The sequence below is a fragment of the Pseudomonas sp. LTR0 genome, from assembly GCF_036630035.1.
GTDB lineage: Bacteria > Pseudomonadota > Gammaproteobacteria > Pseudomonadales > Pseudomonadaceae > Aquipseudomonas > Aquipseudomonas putida_Y.
The window spans coordinates 2965107-2981130 of sequence record NZ_CP123734.1 but is presented as its reverse complement, the minus strand read 5'-3'; the positions used below and the strand labels follow the sequence as shown (position 1 = coordinate 2981130).

General features: G+C 63.5%; 13 protein-coding genes. 1 reads left to right on the top strand and 12 read right to left on the bottom strand.

What is annotated here, in order from left to right; translation table 11 throughout:
• Window positions 1-73 precede the first annotated feature (73 nt).
• Window positions 74-697, top strand: a complete 624-nt coding sequence (locus tag QCL51_RS13785; protein WP_101196066.1) for a LysE family translocator — start codon at window positions 74-76, stop codon at window positions 695-697.
• Here QCL51_RS13785 and QCL51_RS13780 read toward each other — a convergent pair.
• The 12 genes from QCL51_RS13780 to QCL51_RS13725 all read right to left on the bottom strand — a co-directional run bounded on the left by QCL51_RS13780 (window position 694) and on the right by QCL51_RS13725 (window position 15500).
• Window positions 694-3171 (bottom strand): autotransporter outer membrane beta-barrel domain-containing protein, encoded by a 2478-nt coding sequence (locus tag QCL51_RS13780; RefSeq protein WP_338443480.1) that lies wholly within the window; start codon window positions 3169-3171, stop codon window positions 694-696. The two genes, QCL51_RS13785 and QCL51_RS13780, sit on opposite strands and share 4 nt — an antisense overlap.
• Window positions 3172-3283: 112 nt before the next feature.
• A complete protein-coding gene (locus QCL51_RS13775) occupies window positions 3284-3559 on the bottom strand; it encodes a peptidylprolyl isomerase (RefSeq protein ID WP_010953969.1) in 276 nt (91 codons plus the stop codon).
• An 87-nt stretch (window positions 3560-3646) separates the two neighbouring features.
• A complete protein-coding gene (locus QCL51_RS13770) occupies window positions 3647-5599 on the bottom strand; it encodes an acetoacetate--CoA ligase (RefSeq protein WP_338443477.1) in 1953 nt (650 codons plus the stop codon).
• A gap of 91 nt (window positions 5600-5690) precedes the next feature.
• The gene (gene eco, locus QCL51_RS13765) at window positions 5691-6170 is read right to left on the bottom strand and encodes a serine protease inhibitor ecotin (RefSeq protein ID WP_021785663.1); all 480 of its coding nucleotides are present in this window, start codon (window positions 6168-6170) and stop codon (window positions 5691-5693) included.
• A gap of 55 nt (window positions 6171-6225) precedes the next feature.
• Window positions 6226-6996, bottom strand: coding sequence for a 3-hydroxybutyrate dehydrogenase (hbdH, locus tag QCL51_RS13760; protein WP_021785664.1), 771 nt, complete (start codon window positions 6994-6996; stop codon window positions 6226-6228).
• A 10-nt stretch (window positions 6997-7006) separates the two neighbouring features.
• Window positions 7007-8398: a GntP family permease gene (locus tag QCL51_RS13755; protein WP_103444317.1), complete on the bottom strand. Its 1392-nt coding sequence runs from the start codon at window positions 8396-8398 to the stop codon at window positions 7007-7009.
• Between the two features lie 225 nt (window positions 8399-8623).
• Entirely contained in the window at window positions 8624-10006 is a 1383-nt protein-coding gene (locus QCL51_RS13750; RefSeq protein WP_103444318.1) for a sigma 54-interacting transcriptional regulator, read from the bottom strand.
• 59 nt (window positions 10007-10065) lie between these two features.
• Window positions 10066-11079, bottom strand: coding sequence for an ABC transporter permease (locus QCL51_RS13745; RefSeq protein ID WP_338443472.1), 1014 nt, complete (start codon window positions 11077-11079; stop codon window positions 10066-10068).
• Window positions 11079-12137, bottom strand: a complete 1059-nt coding sequence (locus tag QCL51_RS13740) for a microcin C ABC transporter permease YejB (protein WP_021785668.1) — start codon at window positions 12135-12137, stop codon at window positions 11079-11081. Before QCL51_RS13740 ends, QCL51_RS13745 begins: the two co-directional genes overlap by 1 nt.
• Window positions 12134-13933 (bottom strand): extracellular solute-binding protein, encoded by a 1800-nt coding sequence (locus QCL51_RS13735; RefSeq protein WP_135192731.1) that lies wholly within the window; start codon window positions 13931-13933, stop codon window positions 12134-12136. The genes QCL51_RS13740 and QCL51_RS13735 overlap by 4 nt, the downstream gene beginning before the upstream one ends.
• 142 nt (window positions 13934-14075) lie before the next feature.
• Complete coding sequence (locus QCL51_RS13730) at window positions 14076-14357, bottom strand: peptidylprolyl isomerase (RefSeq protein ID WP_003248318.1); 282 nt, start codon at window positions 14355-14357, stop codon at window positions 14076-14078.
• An 81-nt stretch (window positions 14358-14438) separates the two neighbouring features.
• Window positions 14439-15500 (bottom strand): 3-deoxy-7-phosphoheptulonate synthase, encoded by a 1062-nt coding sequence (locus QCL51_RS13725; RefSeq protein WP_103462546.1) that lies wholly within the window; start codon window positions 15498-15500, stop codon window positions 14439-14441.
• Window positions 15501-16024: the final 524 nt, after the last annotated feature.

Sequence of the window (16024 nt, the reverse complement as noted above, 5' to 3'; positions counted from 1 at the left end):
ATCACTGGCTGTTACTTGACCCCAGGGCCCGGAACGCGCCGAAATAGACGGCTGTTGTCAGAGGAAAACGAGAATGGACCTTTCAAGCCTGCTGCTTTTCATTCCCGCCTGCTTCGCCTTGAACATGGCGCCAGGGCCAAACAACCTGTTGTCGTTGCACAACGCCAGCCGTTACGGCCTGCGCACCGCCTGCGTGGCAGGCGGCGGCCGTATCCTTGCCTTCTGCGGCATGATCGCCCTGGCAGCGATGGGCCTGGCAGTGGTGTTGCATACCAGCGAATACCTGTTCCTGGCCATCAAGGTGGTGGGCGCGGCCTACCTGTTCTACATCGCCTGGCAACTGTGGCGCGCACCGGTGAGCGAGACCGTGGTGGCAAGCGATCACCCAGGCGGCACTTGGCGCCTGGCGCGTCAGGAGTTCTGGGTGGCGGCCGGTAACCCTAAGGCCATCCTGATCTTCACCGCCTTCCTGCCGCAGTTCGTCTCGGTCGGTAGCAGCACCCCGGTGAGTGAGCAGTTCCTTTGGCTGGGTGTGTTGTTCCTGCTGCTGGAATGGGCGGCCATTGCCATCTACTCAGGCCTGGGCGCCTACATGCAGCGTTGGTTCAGCCAGCCTGGCCCACGCCGGATGTTCAACCGGGTCAGCGCTTCCTTGCTGGGTTGCGCGGGCCTCGGTCTGCTGGCTGCGCGCCGCTAGAACTGCCAGCGCACGCCCAGGTTCACGCCGCTGGCTTCCTGCTGGCGGCTGTCCAGGTTGGCGGTGTACTGCACGCCGCCATGCAGGCTCAGCGCTTTGTTGACCTGCGCTACCACACCGCTTTCCAGTTGCACCGAGGTATAGCGGTAATCGGTCCTGATCTTGTCTGCGTCATCGAAGGTCAAGGTGTCGCGCCCACCGTCACCGTGCCACAGGTTGACCTGCGCATAGGGTTGCAACAGGCGCCCGCTGCTTCCTGTGAACGCACCTTCCAGGCGCAGGCCCAAGCGACCTGTCAGCTCGACCTGGGCGTCATGGCTGATGCGCGAGACGCTGTCGCTGGCGCTGTCCAGCGCGACCTTTTGCGCAATCAGCTGAGCTTGCGGTTCCACGCGCCAGCGCTCGGACAGGGTGATGGGGTAGCCCGATTCCAGTGAAGCTGTCCAGGCGTGGCCGTCGACGTTCAGCGTGTCGCCACGATCGGAGCGGGCGCGGCCATCCAGGCGGGTGTACTGCAACACCGCGTCCAGGTACGCGCCCTGTGGCCCGACCAGCGTCCAGTAGGTGCCCACGCTATCGCCATCGAGGTTCAGGTCGCCCACGCTGCGGTCTTGAACGGCCAGGGCAAACCCTTTGACGTCGGCGTCCAGGTGGCTGTGGCTTACGTAGATACCGACATGCTGGCGGTAACTGTTCTCGTCAACCTTGGCATACAGGTCCTGGCCTACCTTGAAACCGTACAGGTCGCCGTCCAGGCTGGGGTTGACCGTGCCGCTCCATTGCTGGCGCAGCGCGCCGCCGTAGGCTTGCCCCCAGCTGGCGGGCAGGGCGCTTTCTCCCTGCAGTAACAGCTGGTCGCCCTGGCGTTGGTGGAAGGTGCCCAATGCCTGGCGGGCGATGATCGCGGCACCCCGTGGCGCTGCGGCATAAACCGGGACCTCGGGGCGGTACAGCGGCAGGCTTTGGCCCTGCGCCGGAGCAGGCAGCTCGGCCTGGCCGGGCGCGGGCGCAGCAACGGGCGGGGTGACGGCCGGGGTGATCACCGGCGGCTCGCCCGGTGCCGGCACAGGGGTTGGAGCGGGTGGCGCAACCAGCGTCGAGCGCAAGTACCAGCTGTTTTCACTGCCGGCAGTGACACCGCCTTTGAACAGCCGGTAGTCGTAGGCACCGGCCGATAGCCTCTGGGCCTGTACAAAGGCGTTGGCCGTGCTGGTGGCGCCGTCGCGGGCTTCGACCACCTGGATGCCGTTTTGGGCAGTCGCCGCACCTGCACCGTTGAGGTTGTTGATGAGCACCTGGGTAGAGCCGGCGATGGCACCGCGGCTGATCACCAGGCGATCGGAAGCAGCGCCATCGCCGGCCAGCACGCTGTTCAGGCGCAGGGCGCCGTTGTTGCCGGTGTAATCACCCTCGATGCTCAAGCGGCCCAAGGCATCATTGCCGGCTGTGAGGTCAAGTGTACCTGCGTTGCTGATTGCGGCGCGCTGGTCCGGGGCAAATGCAGTGATTACCCCTTGGCGTGAAGTGATGCTGCTGCTGGCGTCGAGGGCGAGGCTGCCCGTGCTGCTGTTGCTGTCGCCCAGTACCAGCGTGTCATCCAGTGCCAGCCGGCTGCCATTGTTCAGCGCCACACGCTCCCAATTCACATAGCGGGCACCGCCTGCCGGCTGGCTGGCATCGAACGTCAGGCTATCGGTACCGTCGCCACCGTCCACAGTGATACTCAGCACCTCGGGCGTGAGGCCTTTGAGCAGTGCCGTGTCATCACCTGGCCCCGCATCCACGCGCCCGCCAATACGGCCACCGTCCCAGGTGAAGCGGTCGTTGCCAGTGCTCAGCAACACATCGCCGCCAACCTGGCCGCCATGCACCAGCACCTGGTCATCGCCACCGCTGACGCTGATATTGCCGCCGATGTTGCCATCGAAGACTTCGATATAGTCCTTGTCGAAGGCCGCGATGACGTTCCGGTCGACGCTGCCGCCACGCATGATGAAGGTGTTCTCGTCCAACCGCATGTTGACGTTGCCGATACGCCCGTTGTCCATTTCGGCATAGTCGCCGCTGTCGAACGTGCCCTTGATCCAGCCGCCGGTCATGTGAAAGGTGTCCAGGCCATCGCCCTGGTTGACGTTGCCTTCGATGACGCCGCCGCTCATGGCGAAGTCATCGATGCCGGCACCTTGGTGGATGTTGCCGCCAACGCTGCCAGAGGCCATGTCGATGCTGTCTCTGCCGGCGCCAAAGGTTACGTCGCCGGTGATGGCGCCGCTACCGGATGCCGGGAATATCAGGCGGTTATCACCGCTGGTGTCCACCAGCGAGGGCGCAGTGCCGCTGTCACAGGTGTAGGTGTCGTTACCCGGGCCGGGTGAGATGGTGCAAGCCGCGTGTGCAGCGGGCGTGACTATGCCCAGCAGCGGCAGTGAACCCAGGGTCAGCATCAGGCGTAGACGCATCAGGAAAACCTCCATTCACCAGGGAGACCTGCGCACCACGCGTGGTGTGCAGGGTTACCGGGGTTGTATAGAGGAGTGCGTCACGACCACAACTGGCAAAAATGTCAGGTGGCAAAAGGCTAGCGCCTTAGTCGCGGTAGAACGTTTGCACCAGGTGGTAGCCGAATTTGCTCTTGATCGGCCCGTGTACCACCCGCAAAGGCTTTTTGAAAATCACCTGGTCGATGGCACCGACCATCTGCCCTGGGCGGATTTCGCCCAGGTCACCACCCCGCTTGCCGGATGGGCAAAGAGAGAACTTTTTGGCGAGCACGTCGAAAGCCTCGCCGTTGGCGATGCGCTGCTTGAGCTTTTCGGCTTCGTCAGCGGTCTTGACCAGTATGTGGCGGGCTTGGGCTTTCATGGGCTACCTGTGTATCGGGAAAAAAGGCGGCATTATGCCTGATTGAATCCAGCAGAAGCGATCGTGCCTGAATGGCCGCGATGAATGTCAGCTCTTCAGCTCTGCGCGATCGCGAAACTGCTCCAGTGCCTCCGGGTTGGCCAGGGCATCGGTGTTCTTCACCGGCCGCCCATGCACCACATCGCGAATCGCCAGTTCCACCAGCTTGCCACTGATGGTGCGCGGTATGTCGCTGACCTGGGCGATCACCGCCGGCACATGGCGGGGTGTGGTGTACTGGCGTATTACCTGGCGGATGTGCTGGCGCAGGGCTTCATCCAGCTGCAGGCCGTCGTGCAGGCGCACGAACAGTACCACCCGCACATCCCCGTTCCAGTCCTGGCCGATGGCCACGCTTTCAACGACCTGTTCGACCTTTTCCACCTGGCGGTAGATCTCCGCCGTGCCAATGCGCACGCCGCCCGGGTTGAGCACGGCGTCGGAGCGCCCGTGAATCACCATGCCCCCGCTGGCACGCTGCTCGGCGTAGTCGCCCTGGGCCCACACCCCCGGAAACTGGCTGAAATAGGCATCCTGGTAACGGCGGCCGTCCGGGTCGTTCCAGAAACCGAGTGGCATCGAGGGGAAGTTGCGCGTGCACACCAGCTCGCCTTTTTCGTCCACCACGGGCTGACCCTGCTCGTTCCACACCTCCACCGCCATACCCAGGCCCTTGCACTGGATTTCGCCACGACGTACAGGCAGGGTCGGGTTGCCCAGCACGAAGCAGGAGACGATATCCGTACCGCCCGACATGGACACGAGCCACAGGTCGGCCTTGATCTTGTCGTACACATAGTCATAGCTGTGCGGTGACAGCGGCGAACCGGTGGACATCAGCAGCCGCAGGCTGGTCAGGCAGTGGCTGGTGGCGGGTTCCAGGCCTGCCTGCTCCAGTGCCGCCAGGTACTTGGCGCTGGTGCCGAAGGCGTGGATGCCCTCGGCCTCTATCAGGTCCAGAAGGCGCCCGGGGCCCGGGTGGAACGGCGAGCCGTCGTACAGCACCAGCGTGGCACCCACCGCCAGGCCGCTGGCCAGCCAGTTCCACATCATCCAGCCGCAGGTGGTGTAGTAGAACAGCACGTCATCGGCCTTCAGGTCGTTGTGCAGGCCGTGTTCCTTGAGGTGTTGCAACAGCACGCCTCCGGCGCGATGGACAATGCACTTGGGCACGCCAGTGGTGCCACTGGAATAGAGGATGTACAGCGGGTGGTCGAACGGCAGCGGGGTGAAACGGGGCTCGCCGCCGGGCTGGAAGAAGTCATCCCACAGGCTGACGTTGGCTGCCTGGAATTCGTCGGCACGCGTGCCTTTGCGGGTATGGGGCACCACGATCAGTTGCTCCAGGCCAGGCAACTGCGCGCACACCTGGTTGACCTTGGTCACCTGGTCGGTGGCCTTGCCCGCATACTGGTAACCGGCGCAGACGATCAGCAGCTTGGGTTCGATCTGGCCGAAGCGGTCGATGATGCCGTGCACGCCGAATTCGGGCGAGGAGGAAGACCAGACTGCGCCAAGGCTGGTGCAGGCGAGCATGGCCACCAGTGTTTGCCAGGTATTGGGCATGATGGCCGCTACCCGGTCGCCCGGGACGATACCTGCAGCCTTGAATGCCGTTTGCAGCCCGGCCACCTGCGCGGCCAGTTCAGCATGGCTGAACACTTCGCGTTGGCCGTCTTCGCGCACGGCGACCACGGCCGGGCGGTCGTCGCGGCGGCGCAGCAGGTGTTCGGCAAAGTTCAGGGTGGCATTGGCGAACCACTGTGCATCGGGCATCTGCGGCCCTTCGCTAAGCACCTGGCTGGGTGGGGTATGCCAATGTACGTGGAAAAACTCGGCAAGGGTTTGCCAGAAGTCGGCGCGCTGTTCGATGCTCCAGCCGTGCAGGGCCTGGTAGTCGTCGAGTTGCAGGTTGTAGCGCAGGTTGACCCGGCGGCGGAAGGCATCCATCCGGCTGGCCTCGATCTGCGTTGTGGACGGGCGCCAGAGCACATCGTTCATGCCGAATCTCCTTTACCGGAACAAAGCAGGCTCAGTGCAGGATCAGCCTTGTGTTGCGAAGAAGCTGATCCTGCAGAGAAAGCGGTTCTGCTTACTCTACTTTAGCCTTTTGCACATCCTGCGATGCCGACCACACGCGGTAGCGCACTTCGACATCCTTGGGCACATACACCACTACCGGCAGCTTGCTGTTGTAGCGCAGCAGGAAGCCGTCGCCGACCACCGGCACGAAGGCCTCGGTCTTCTTGCCGTCCGGGCAGGCCATCAGTGTGCTGGCCGGGCCGCTGACGTTGTCCAGGCGGTAGTAACTGTAGCCCCAGCCTTCCAGGGTGCGCTCTTCGAGGCTGCCGCCCAGGCGCTGGCGATTGCAGTCGACCTGCAGGGTCTTGCCAGCGAGGATTTCCAGTTTATAGGCCGACTCATCGGCCTGGGCCGGCAGGTGGATAACCTGCCGGGTGAAGCCTTTTTCCGCCTCGGGGTAGGGCGCGATGTCCTTCAGGCTGGCGGCCATCGCAGGTGCGGCGGCGGCCAGGCTCAGGGCTAGAAGCGCGGTCATTGGGGTAGGGCGCATAAGGCCTCCTTGCTGATAAACGAATGCGCGGCCGTTGCCAGGCCCAGGCCGCCCGTCACTGGGCCAACCAGCCACCATCGACGTTCCAGGCGGCGCCGCGAACCTGGCTACCGGCCTCGCTGCACAGGAAGAGTACCAGCTCACCGAGGTGTTCGGGGGTAACGAAGGCCAGCGACGGTTGCTTTTCTGCCAGCAGATCGTGCTGCGCTTGCAACCGATCGCCACCCTTGGCCGCACGATCGTCGATCTGCTTTTGTACCAGCGGTGTCAGCACCCAGCCCGGGCAGATGGCATTGCAGGTGACATGACTGGTGGCGGTTTCCAGGCCGACCACCTTGGTCAGGCCGACCACACCATGCTTGGCTGCCACGTAGGCTGCCTTGCCAATCGAACCGACCAGGCCATGGACCGAAGCGATATTGATGATGCGCCCCCAGTCGCGCGTGCGCATGCCCGGCAGTGCCAGGCGGGTGCCATGGAATACGGCCGACAGGTTCAGGGCGATGATCTTGTCCCAGCTTTCCGGCGGGAACTGCTCAACCGGTGCCACATGCTGGATACCGGCGTTGTTGACCAGGATGTCGACGCCGCCGAACTCACGTTCGGCCAGGTTGAACAAGGCTTCGATCTGGATCACATCCGACAGGTCGGCCGGGTGATGGACGACCTTCACCCCGTGCCGGGCAATTTCCGCCATGGCGGGGCCCGGGTCGCCAAAGCCGTTGAGCACGATGTTGGCGCCAGCCCGGGCCAATACCTGGGCGATGCCCAGGCCAATGCCGCTGGTTGAACCGGTGACGAGTGCAGTTTTGCCTTCAAGGGTCATGCCATGCTCCTTAGACGATGCCAGTGGCGTAGAACGTGGTGATGACCACGAACACCGCCAGGGTCTTGATCAGGGTAATACCAAAAATGTCCTTGTAAGCCTCGCGGTGGGTGAGGCCAGTCACCGCCAGCAAGGTGATCACCGCGCCGTTGTGCGGCAGGGTGTCCATGCCGCCGCTGGCCATGGCGGCTACCCGGTGTAGTACTTCCAGCGGGATGTCGGCCGCGTGGGCGGCGGCGATGAACGTGTCGCCCATGGCTGCCAGGGCGATGCTCATGCCGCCCGAAGCAGAGCCAGTGATGCCGGCCAGCAAGGTCACGGTGATGGCTTCGTTCACCAATGGGTTGGGGATGCCGCGCAGGGCATCGGCCAGCACCAGAAAACCCGGCAACGAGGCGATTACCGCGCCAAAGCCATATTCCGAGGCGGTGTTCATGGCTGCCAGCAAGGCACCGCCCACCGCGCTTTTAGTGCCTTCGGCCAAACGCGTACGAATGGCCCCAAAGGCGCACACCAGGACCATCAGGATGCCCACCAGCAACGCAGCCTGCACAGCCCAGATGGCCGTCAGCTTGGTCACGTCGCTTTGTACCGGTGCACTCATGCCTGGCAATTGCAGGCTGTGGCTGGGGCCGTACCAATGCGGTATCCAGTGGGTGAACACCAGGTTCATGACCCCCACCAGTATCAGCGGCGACAGCGCCAGCCAAGGGTTGGGCAGGCTCAGGTCGGCAGCGGTTTCCGGCTCGTTGCGCAAGTTGGCGCCATAACCTTCACCGGCGCGCAGGGCCTTGTTGCGCTGGCGCTGCAGATAGGCCATGCCGGTAAAGAAGACGAACAGCGTGCCGATCAGGCCCAGCCACGGTGCGGCCCAGGCGGTGGTGTTGAAGAAGGTGCTGGGGATGATGTTCTGGATCTGTGGGGTGCCGGGCAAGGCGTCCATGGTGAACGAGAATGCGCCCAGGGCGATGGTGGCCGGGATCAGGCGTTTGGGGATGTTGCTCTGACGGAACATTTCGGCGGCGAACGGGTACACCGCGAACACCACCACGAACAGCGAAACACCGCCGTAAGTGAGCAGGGCACAGACCAGGACGATGACCAGCATCGCCTGGCGGGTGCCGAGCAGGCGGATGGCCGCAGCGACGATCGAGCGGGAGAAGCCGGACAGCTCGATCAGCTTGCCGAACACCGCGCCCAGCAGGAATACGGGGAAGTACAGTTTGATGAAACCGACCATTTTCTCCATGAACACCCCCGTGAACGCAGGGGCGACGGCAGAAGGGTCGGTGAGCAGGACAGCGCCGAGGGCGGCGATGGGGGCGAAGAGGATTACGCTGTAACCGCGGTAGGCGGCCAGCATCAGCAAGGCCAGAGCGGCGAGTGCGATGAGCACGGTCATCGGGGTGGGTCTCCTGGGTGAGTCTTGTTTTTATCGTTGAACAGGAGATAGCGGGAATCGTGCCAACTATGTAACTTGCTGATTTGTAAGGGATAAAGAGTTTTGTTAGAAGTTTATGTCTACATTCAGAGACGCCAGGGGCTGCTTTACAGCCTATCGCTGGCTTGCCTCTGATAGAAGGCGGAGCTCTGGCGGTAATCTCAAATAAGAAACAAGAGTCTCCAATCAGAGACCAAGTGCCGCCATCTTCTTGTACAGCGTCGACCGCCCCAGCCCTAAGGCTGCCGCTGCCTCCGGCACTTTTCCTCCCTGTTCGGCCAGCGCCCCGGTAATCAGGCCGCGTTCAAATGCCTCGCACGCCTCGCGGTAGGTCTGGCGTTTGGGCGCCTCAGCCAGCGGGCTCAATGGCCCCAGTGCCGCACGCAAGTCCGCAACCCCCAGCCGAGGCTGATCCGCCAGCAAGGTCGCGCGCTCCAGCACATTGCGCAGCTCGCGAATGTTCCCCGGCCAGGCATGCCTGGCCAGCAGTTGCTGCGCTTCAGCTTCCAGCTCGTACTGGCTGCCCAGCTCAGCCAATATGGCTTCGCACAGCGCCGGCAGGTCCTCCAGCCGTTGCCGCAACGGCGGGACATCGATCGGCAGCACATTCAGCCGGTAATACAGGTCGGCGCGGAAGGCCCCGCGGGCCATGGCAGCCTGCAGGTCGATGGAGGTGGCGGCAATGATGCGCACATCGCTGCGCAGCATCTGGTTCGAACCGACCGGCTCGTATTCCTTTTCCTGCAGCACCCGCAGCAGCTTGCTCTGCAAGGCCAGCGGCATGTCGCCGATCTCGTCGAGGAACAACGTGCCGCCTTCGGCCAGTTGCAGCTTGCCGCTGCGGCCTTTGCGATCGGCACCGGTAAAAGCACCCGGCGCAGTGCCGAAGAATTCGGCTTCCAGCAGCGTCTCCGGGATGGCTGCGCTGTTGATGCTGACAAAGGCTTTGTGCGCCCGTGCTGACGCTGCGTGAATGGCGTGGGCCAGCAGTTCCTTGCCGGTGCCGGTTTCGCCCAGCAGCAACACGGGTGAATCGCTGCCGGCGCCACGCCGGGCGCGTCGCTTGGCTTCCAGGCTGGCCGCGCTGCTGCCTACGAACTGGGCGAAGCTGTACTTGGCCTGGCGGGCGCGTAGTTGCGAGCGGGTCGAGGCCAGTTCCTGCTGCATGCTGGAATAGCGTTTGAGCAGCGGCGAAAGGCTGCGCAGTTCGTCGAACAGGGCAAAGCCGATGGCGCCGATCAGCGCGCCCTGGTCGTCGTGGATGGGCAGGCGCATGACCACCAACGGCTCGTTCTGCGTGTCGAGCATGTCCAGCAGGATGGGCCGGCCATTGCTTACCACGTCGCGCATCAGGCTCCCAGGGATCACCGTTTCGCAGGGTTGGCCGATGGCACTGGCAGCGTCGGCCAGGCCAAAGCGTCGGGCGTAGCGTTCGTTCATCCAGACGATGCGTGCCTGGCGATCGACGATCACCGTGCCTTCGCTGGACTGCTCGATGATCTCGAACAGCGAGCGGATCGCCAGTTGCCGTACCTGGGGGTAGTCCTTGAGGCTGTCGCTGTCGTGCATGGGTGAACATCCTGAATCATGTATTGGCACAAGCCCCTGAAAAGACCGGGCCTGAAAACTTATCGTCGGGGGTCAAACGCCTCACGCAGGGCATCCCCGATAAACACCAGCAGTGACAGGATCACCGCCAGCGCAAAGAACGCGGTAAAGCCCAACCACGGTGCCTCCAGGTGCTGCTTGCCCTGGGTCACCAGCTCGCCCAGCGAGGCGCTGCCCGCTGGCATGCCAAAGCCCAGAAAGTCCAGCGCGGTCAGTGTGGTAATGGCCCCGGTCAGCATGAACGGCACATAGGTCAGCGTGGCATTCATGGCATTGGGCAAGATATGCCGCAGCATGACCTGGCTGTCCGGTAACCCCAGCGCCCGCGCAGCCTTTACATACTCCAGATTGCGCCCGCGCAGGAACTCGGCGCGCACCACGTCGACCAGGGCCAGCCAGGAAAACAGCGCCATGATCCCCAGCAGCCACCAGAAATCCGGTTCGACAAAACCGCTGAGGATGATCAGCAGATACAGCACGGGCAACCCCGACCATACCTCCAGCAGGCGCTGCCCGAGCAGGTCGACCCAGCCCCCGTGGTAGCCTTGCAGGGCGCCTGCCGCCACGCCAATAAGCACACTGACCGCGGTAAGGGCAAAGGCGAACAGCAGCGATACCCGCGTGCCATAAAGCACCCGCGCCAGCACGTCACGGCCTTGGTCGTCGGTGCCTAGCCAGTTGCTGGCACTGGGCGGGCTGGGGGTGGGCACCTGCAGGTCGTAATTTGGTGTGTCGGCACTGAACGGGATAGGTGCGAACAGCATCCAGCCACCCTGTTCCGCGATCAGTTGGCGCACATAGGCGCTGCGGTAGTCGGGTTGAAACGGCAGTTGCCCGCCAAACTGCTGCTCGGTGTAGCGTTTGAGCGCCGGAACGTACAGCTCGCCCTTGTAGCCCAGCAGCAGTGGCTTGTCGTTGGCCACCAGTTCGGCGCAAAGGCTCAGCAGCAGAAGGCCGGCAAACAACCACAGCGACACCCAGCCCAGGCGGTGGCGCCGAAAGCGTTGCAGGCGGCGTGATAGGGGCGATAGCATCAATGCGCCCTCGTATCGAAGTCGATGCGCGGGTCGAGCAACGTGTAAGACAGGTCACCGATCAGACGAATCAGCAGGCCCGCCAGGGTGAAGATGAACAGCGTGCCGAACACCACCGGGTAATCCCGCGACACGGCGGCCTCATAACTCATGCGGCCCAGGCCATCGAGCGAAAAGATCACCTCGATCAGCAACGAACCGGCGAAAAATACCGTAATCAGCGCCTGTGGCAGCCCGGCCACCACCAGCAGCATGGCGTTGCGCAGTACGTGGCCATACAGCACGCGGCGTTCGCTAAGGCCTTTGGCCCGGGCAGTGACCACGTATTGGCGGGAAACCTCGTCGAGGAAGGCATTCTTGGTCAGCAACGTGAGGGTGGCGAACCCTCCGATCACCAGGGCGGCGACCGGCAGCACCAGGTGCCAGAAGTAGTCGGCGACCTTACCCAGCAGGCTGAGCTCGTCGAAATTGTCCGAGACCAGGCCGCGTACCGGGAACCAGCTGAGCGAAGTGCCGCCGGCAAACAGTACGATCAGCAAGAGCGCGAACAGGAACGAAGGCAGGGCGTAACCGATCACGATCAATGCGCTGCTCCAGGCATCGAAGCGGCTGCCATGGCGCATTGCCTTGCGGATGCCCAGCGGGATCGACACCAGGTAGGTGATCAGCGTGGCCCAGAAGCCCAGCGACAAGGTGACCGGCAACTTGTCGAGAATCAGGTCGGTGACTTTGGCGCCGCGGAAGAAGCTGTTGCCAAAGTCCAGCCGGGCATATTGGCCCAGCATCAACCACAGGCGTTCGGGGGCGGACTTGTCAAAGCCGTACTGGCGCTTGATCTCTTCGATCAGTTTCGGGTCCAGGCCGCGTGTGGCGCGGGATTCGCCATGAACCACTTCAGCGCGCGCGCCAGGTGCGCCGCCACCGATGCCCTGGAGGCGGGCCACGGCTTGCTCCACCGGGCCACCCGGCGCGGCCTGGACGATGGCGAAATTGACCAGCAGGATTGCCAGCAGCGTCGGAATGATCAGCAACAGGCGGCGCAGGATATAAGCGGTCATGGCGAGGCCTTCCGGCGTTCGGCCATTTGCGCGTTGGTCAGCGGGGTAGGGCTGACCTCCCACCAGGTGTCCAGGCCCTCGTCATAGGTGGCCTGGACCTTGGGCAGGCCGAAGCGGTTCCACCAGGCGGTGGAGCTGCCTGGCGGGTAGTAGTTGGGGATCCAGTAGTAATTCCATTGCAGCACGCGGTCCAGGGCATGGGCGTGACGCAGCATGTCGGCCTGGGTGTCGGCGCGAACCAGGCCGTCGATCAGGTGGTCTACGGCCGGGTCCTGCAGGACCATCAGGTTGTTCGAGCCGGGGTCGTGAGCGGCCGCCGAGCCGAAGTAGTTGTACAACTCGGCGCCCGGCGACAGGGTGACCGGGTAGCCGGTGACGATCATGTCGTAATCGCGCGCCATCAGCCGGTTGACGTACTGGGCCGAGTCGACGTTGCGGATGTTCAGGGTCACGCCGATCTGGGCCAGGTTGCGCTTCCACGGCAGCAGCAGGCGTTCAAGGCCCGCCTGGCCATTGAGGAACGTGAACGCCAGTGGCGTGCCCTGGCTATTGACCAAGCGGTCGCCTTCGGGGTACCAGCCGGCTTGTTCGAGCAGGGCCAAGGCCTGCAACTGCTGTTTACGGATGATCCCCGAGCCGTCGGTGACCGGGGCAGTGAACACCGTGGTGAACACTTCATCTGGCACTTGGCCGCGCAAGGGGGCGAGCAGCTTCAACTCCTCCGCATCCGGCAACTGGCGAGCGGCCAAAGGGGTATTGGAGAACACGCTTTGCTGGCGGATGTACAGGTTGCGCATCATCTGCCGGTTGCTCCACTCGTAGTCCCACAACATACCCAGCGCCTGGCGCACACGGCGGTCCTTGAACTGCGGCTGGTCGAGGTTGAACACGAAACCTTGGGCCACCTGCGGTTTGGCCGGGGCCAGGTGGGCGCGTTGCAGGCGGCCGTCGTCCAGTTGCGCACCGTTGTAGCCCAAGGTGTAGGCCGTGGCGGAGAACTCGCGGTTATAGTCGTAGCCACCGCCTTTGAGTACCTGGCGCGCCACTTCGGTGTCGCCGAAGTACTCGATGCGCAGCTTGTCGAAATTGTAGCGGCCACGGCTGGCCGGCAAGTCACGTGCCCACCATGTCGGGTCGCGTTCGAAGGTGATGCTGCGGCCGTTGTCGATGCGCCCGATGCGGTATGGCCCGCTGCCAACCGGCTTGTCGAAGCCGGCACCGTTGGCAAAATCGCGCTGCTGCCAGTCGTGCTCGGGCATTACCGGCAGGCTGGCGAGGTCCAGCGCCAGGGTGCGGCCGTGCTCGGGCTTCAAGTCGAATCGTACGCTGTGCAGGCTTTCCACGGTCACGCCGGTCACGTCGGCAAACTGGGTACGGTATTTGAGGCTGCCCTTGCTCATCAGCAGTTCGAAGGTGAAACGCACGTCTTCGGCGCGCACCGGCTTGCCATCGGCGAAGGTGGCGCGTGGGTCGATGTCGAAACGCAGCCACTCATCATTGGGGCCGCGCTCCATGCGCCGGGCGATCAGGCCGTAAACGGTATAGGGTTCATCGTACGAGCGTACCGCCAGTGGCGCGTACAGCAGACCATCGACTTCGCTGACACCGATGCCTTTGTCGATGTAGGGCAGGATGTGGTCGAACTGGCCGATCTCGATGGCCGAGCGGCGCAAGATGCCGCCCTTGGGGGCGTCGGGGTTTACATAGTCGAAATGCCGGAAGCTGGCGGCGTAGCGGGGGGCTTCACCGTAGACGGTGAGGGCGTGGGTGGTAGCCGCTTGGACCGTAAAGCCCATGCACGAAAATACAAGCCCCCACAATACTTGTGGGAGCGGGTTTACCCGCGAATGCGTCGGAGCAGGCAACGAGGTTGTCTGGTCTGGCCTCTTCGCGGGTAAACCCGCTCCCACAGGGGGGCTGATCACCGGGAGGGGGGAATCAGTCCTGGCGGCTGGTCACTTCCAGCAGGTGGTAGCCGAACTGGGTCTTCACCGGGCCTTGCACGGTGTTGACCGGGGCGCTGAAGACCACGGTGTCGAATTCCTTGACCATCTGGCCTGGGCCGAACGAGCCCAGGTCACCGCCCTGACGGCTGGACGGGCAGGTGGAGTTGGCTTTGGCGATTTCAGCGAAGTCGGCGCCTGCTTCGATCTGGGCTTTCAGTTCGTTGCACTTGTCTTCGCTGCTGACCAGAATGTGGCGGGCGGTTGCACGGGCCATGGGTACTGCTCCTTGGGGGTAAAAAAGGCAAGCCTAGCGCACTTGTCCGGGGTATGTCTCGCCAGGCTTGCAACCATTGGCCTACAGTTTTTGTGCCGCCTCACGCAACAGGGTTTCGGTCGAGGCCCAGCCCAGGCAGCCGTCGGTAATCGACACGCCGTATTTGAGTGCGCCCTTGCCCAGTGCCTGGCAGCCATCGAACAAATGCCCTTCGATCATCACCCCGACCAGCGAACGGTCGCCGCCCAGGCGCTGCTCCAGCACCTCATTGAAGACCGCTGGCTGGCGCGCCGGGTCCTTGCCGCTGTTGGCGTGGCTGCAATCGACCATGATCCGTGCCTGCAGGCCGGCCTTGGCCAACGCCTGGCGGGCCATGGCGATGCTGTTGGCATCGTAGTTCGGGCCTTTGTGGCCGCCGCGCAGTACCAGGTGCGTGTCCGGGTTACCCAAGGTCTCGATGATCGCCGGGTGGCCCTGTGCATCCATGCCGAAGTGCCGGTGGGGGTGGGCAGCGCTGCGCATGGCGTCGCTGGCGATGGCGATGCCGCCGTCCGTACCGTTCTTGAAGCCGACCGGCAGTTCCAGCCCACTGACCATTTCGCGGTGGATTTGCGATTCGGTGGTGCGTGCGCCAATCGCGGCCCAGGCCAGCAGGTCATCGAAGTAGCCGGCGGCCATCGGTTGCAGCAACTCGGTAGCGATCGGCAGGCCGCGTTCGATCATGCTCAGCATCAGCCCGCGGGACAAGGCGATGCCTGAGTGCATGTCGTCACTGCCATCGAGGTGCGGGTCGTAGGCCAGGCCTTTCCAGCCCACTGTAGTACGCGGTTTTTCGACGTAGGCGCGCATCACCAGCAGCAGCTTGTCGTTGACTTCGCGGCCAAGGGCGGCCAGGCGGTCGGCGTATTCCAGGGCTGCGCGTGGGTCATGGATGGAGCAGGGGCCGACGATGACCAGCAGGCGCGGGTCGCGGCCTTCGAGGATGTCGCGGATGGCCAGGCGATGGGCCTGGACTTGCTGGGCCAGTTCGCTGGACAGTGGCATCTGTTGTTTGAGCAGGTGCGGGCTGGGCAAGCGTTTGCTGACAGTGGTGTTGGCCGCTTGCGGCTGGGTCAGGGGCAGGGCGAGGTTGGAAGCGTGCATGGCGTTTTTCCCTGGGCGGACAGCGGGTTCAGGCCCGCATTGTCGGCCCTATCGAGGTGTTCGACAGATCGTTGAATTGGTATTGGCTGCTGCATTGCCACCTGTAGAGGACCGATCGGAGGCGGCAGGCTGGCCCGAGCGGGATTGGCTAAATCGCCAGGCAGAGGTGTTTGCGTAGTAATAAGTGGCGTAGTTCATGAATCTGTCCTCAAAGTGAATCGGTGTTGGTCAAAGGCCTGAAAAGCAAAACCCCCGGTCGGGAAGCCGACCGGGGGTTTGAGTATTCTCATGTTCGGCGGCCCCTCGAAGGTGGACGCCGGGTGGGTATCGGCGCCTAATGGCTAAACCAATACCCAAAGTAATAGTTGGCAGGTGCCACGCAGCCGGCAACGGCCAGCACAGGGCGCAGGCTGCGACCGGTGTGGTTGGCGTGGTTGCGGGTGTGTTTCGGCATGTTGCTCTCCAGTGAATGAGCCCGAGCTTACTTCAGTTCGTGCAGGCCATTCAATGGATAAATGCTATGG

Coding starts and splice junctions, on each gene's coding strand:
- QCL51_RS13785 (WP_101196066.1), top strand. CDS start 74: ATGGACCTTTCAAGCCTGCTGCTTTTCATTCCCGCCTGCTTCGCCTTG.
- QCL51_RS13780 (WP_338443480.1), bottom strand. CDS start 3,171: ATGGAGGTTTTCCTGATGCGTCTACGCCTGATGCTGACCCTGGGTTCA.
- QCL51_RS13775 (WP_010953969.1), bottom strand. CDS start 3,559: ATGAAAGCCCAAGCCCGCCACATACTGGTCAAGACCGCTGACGAAGCC.
- QCL51_RS13770 (WP_338443477.1), bottom strand. CDS start 5,599: ATGAACGATGTGCTCTGGCGCCCGTCCACAACGCAGATCGAGGCCAGC.
- eco (WP_021785663.1), bottom strand. CDS start 6,170: ATGCGCCCTACCCCAATGACCGCGCTTCTAGCCCTGAGCCTGGCCGCC.
- hbdH (WP_021785664.1), bottom strand. CDS start 6,996: ATGACCCTTGAAGGCAAAACTGCACTCGTCACCGGTTCAACCAGCGGC.
- QCL51_RS13755 (WP_103444317.1), bottom strand. CDS start 8,398: ATGACCGTGCTCATCGCACTCGCCGCTCTGGCCTTGCTGATGCTGGCC.
- QCL51_RS13750 (WP_103444318.1), bottom strand. CDS start 10,006: ATGCACGACAGCGACAGCCTCAAGGACTACCCCCAGGTACGGCAACTG.
- QCL51_RS13745 (WP_338443472.1), bottom strand. CDS start 11,079: ATGCTATCGCCCCTATCACGCCGCCTGCAACGCTTTCGGCGCCACCGC.
- QCL51_RS13740 (WP_021785668.1), bottom strand. CDS start 12,137: ATGACCGCTTATATCCTGCGCCGCCTGTTGCTGATCATTCCGACGCTG.
- QCL51_RS13735 (WP_135192731.1), bottom strand. CDS start 13,933: ATGGGCTTTACGGTCCAAGCGGCTACCACCCACGCCCTCACCGTCTAC.
- QCL51_RS13730 (WP_003248318.1), bottom strand. CDS start 14,357: ATGGCCCGTGCAACCGCCCGCCACATTCTGGTCAGCAGCGAAGACAAG.
- QCL51_RS13725 (WP_103462546.1), bottom strand. CDS start 15,500: ATGCACGCTTCCAACCTCGCCCTGCCCCTGACCCAGCCGCAAGCGGCC.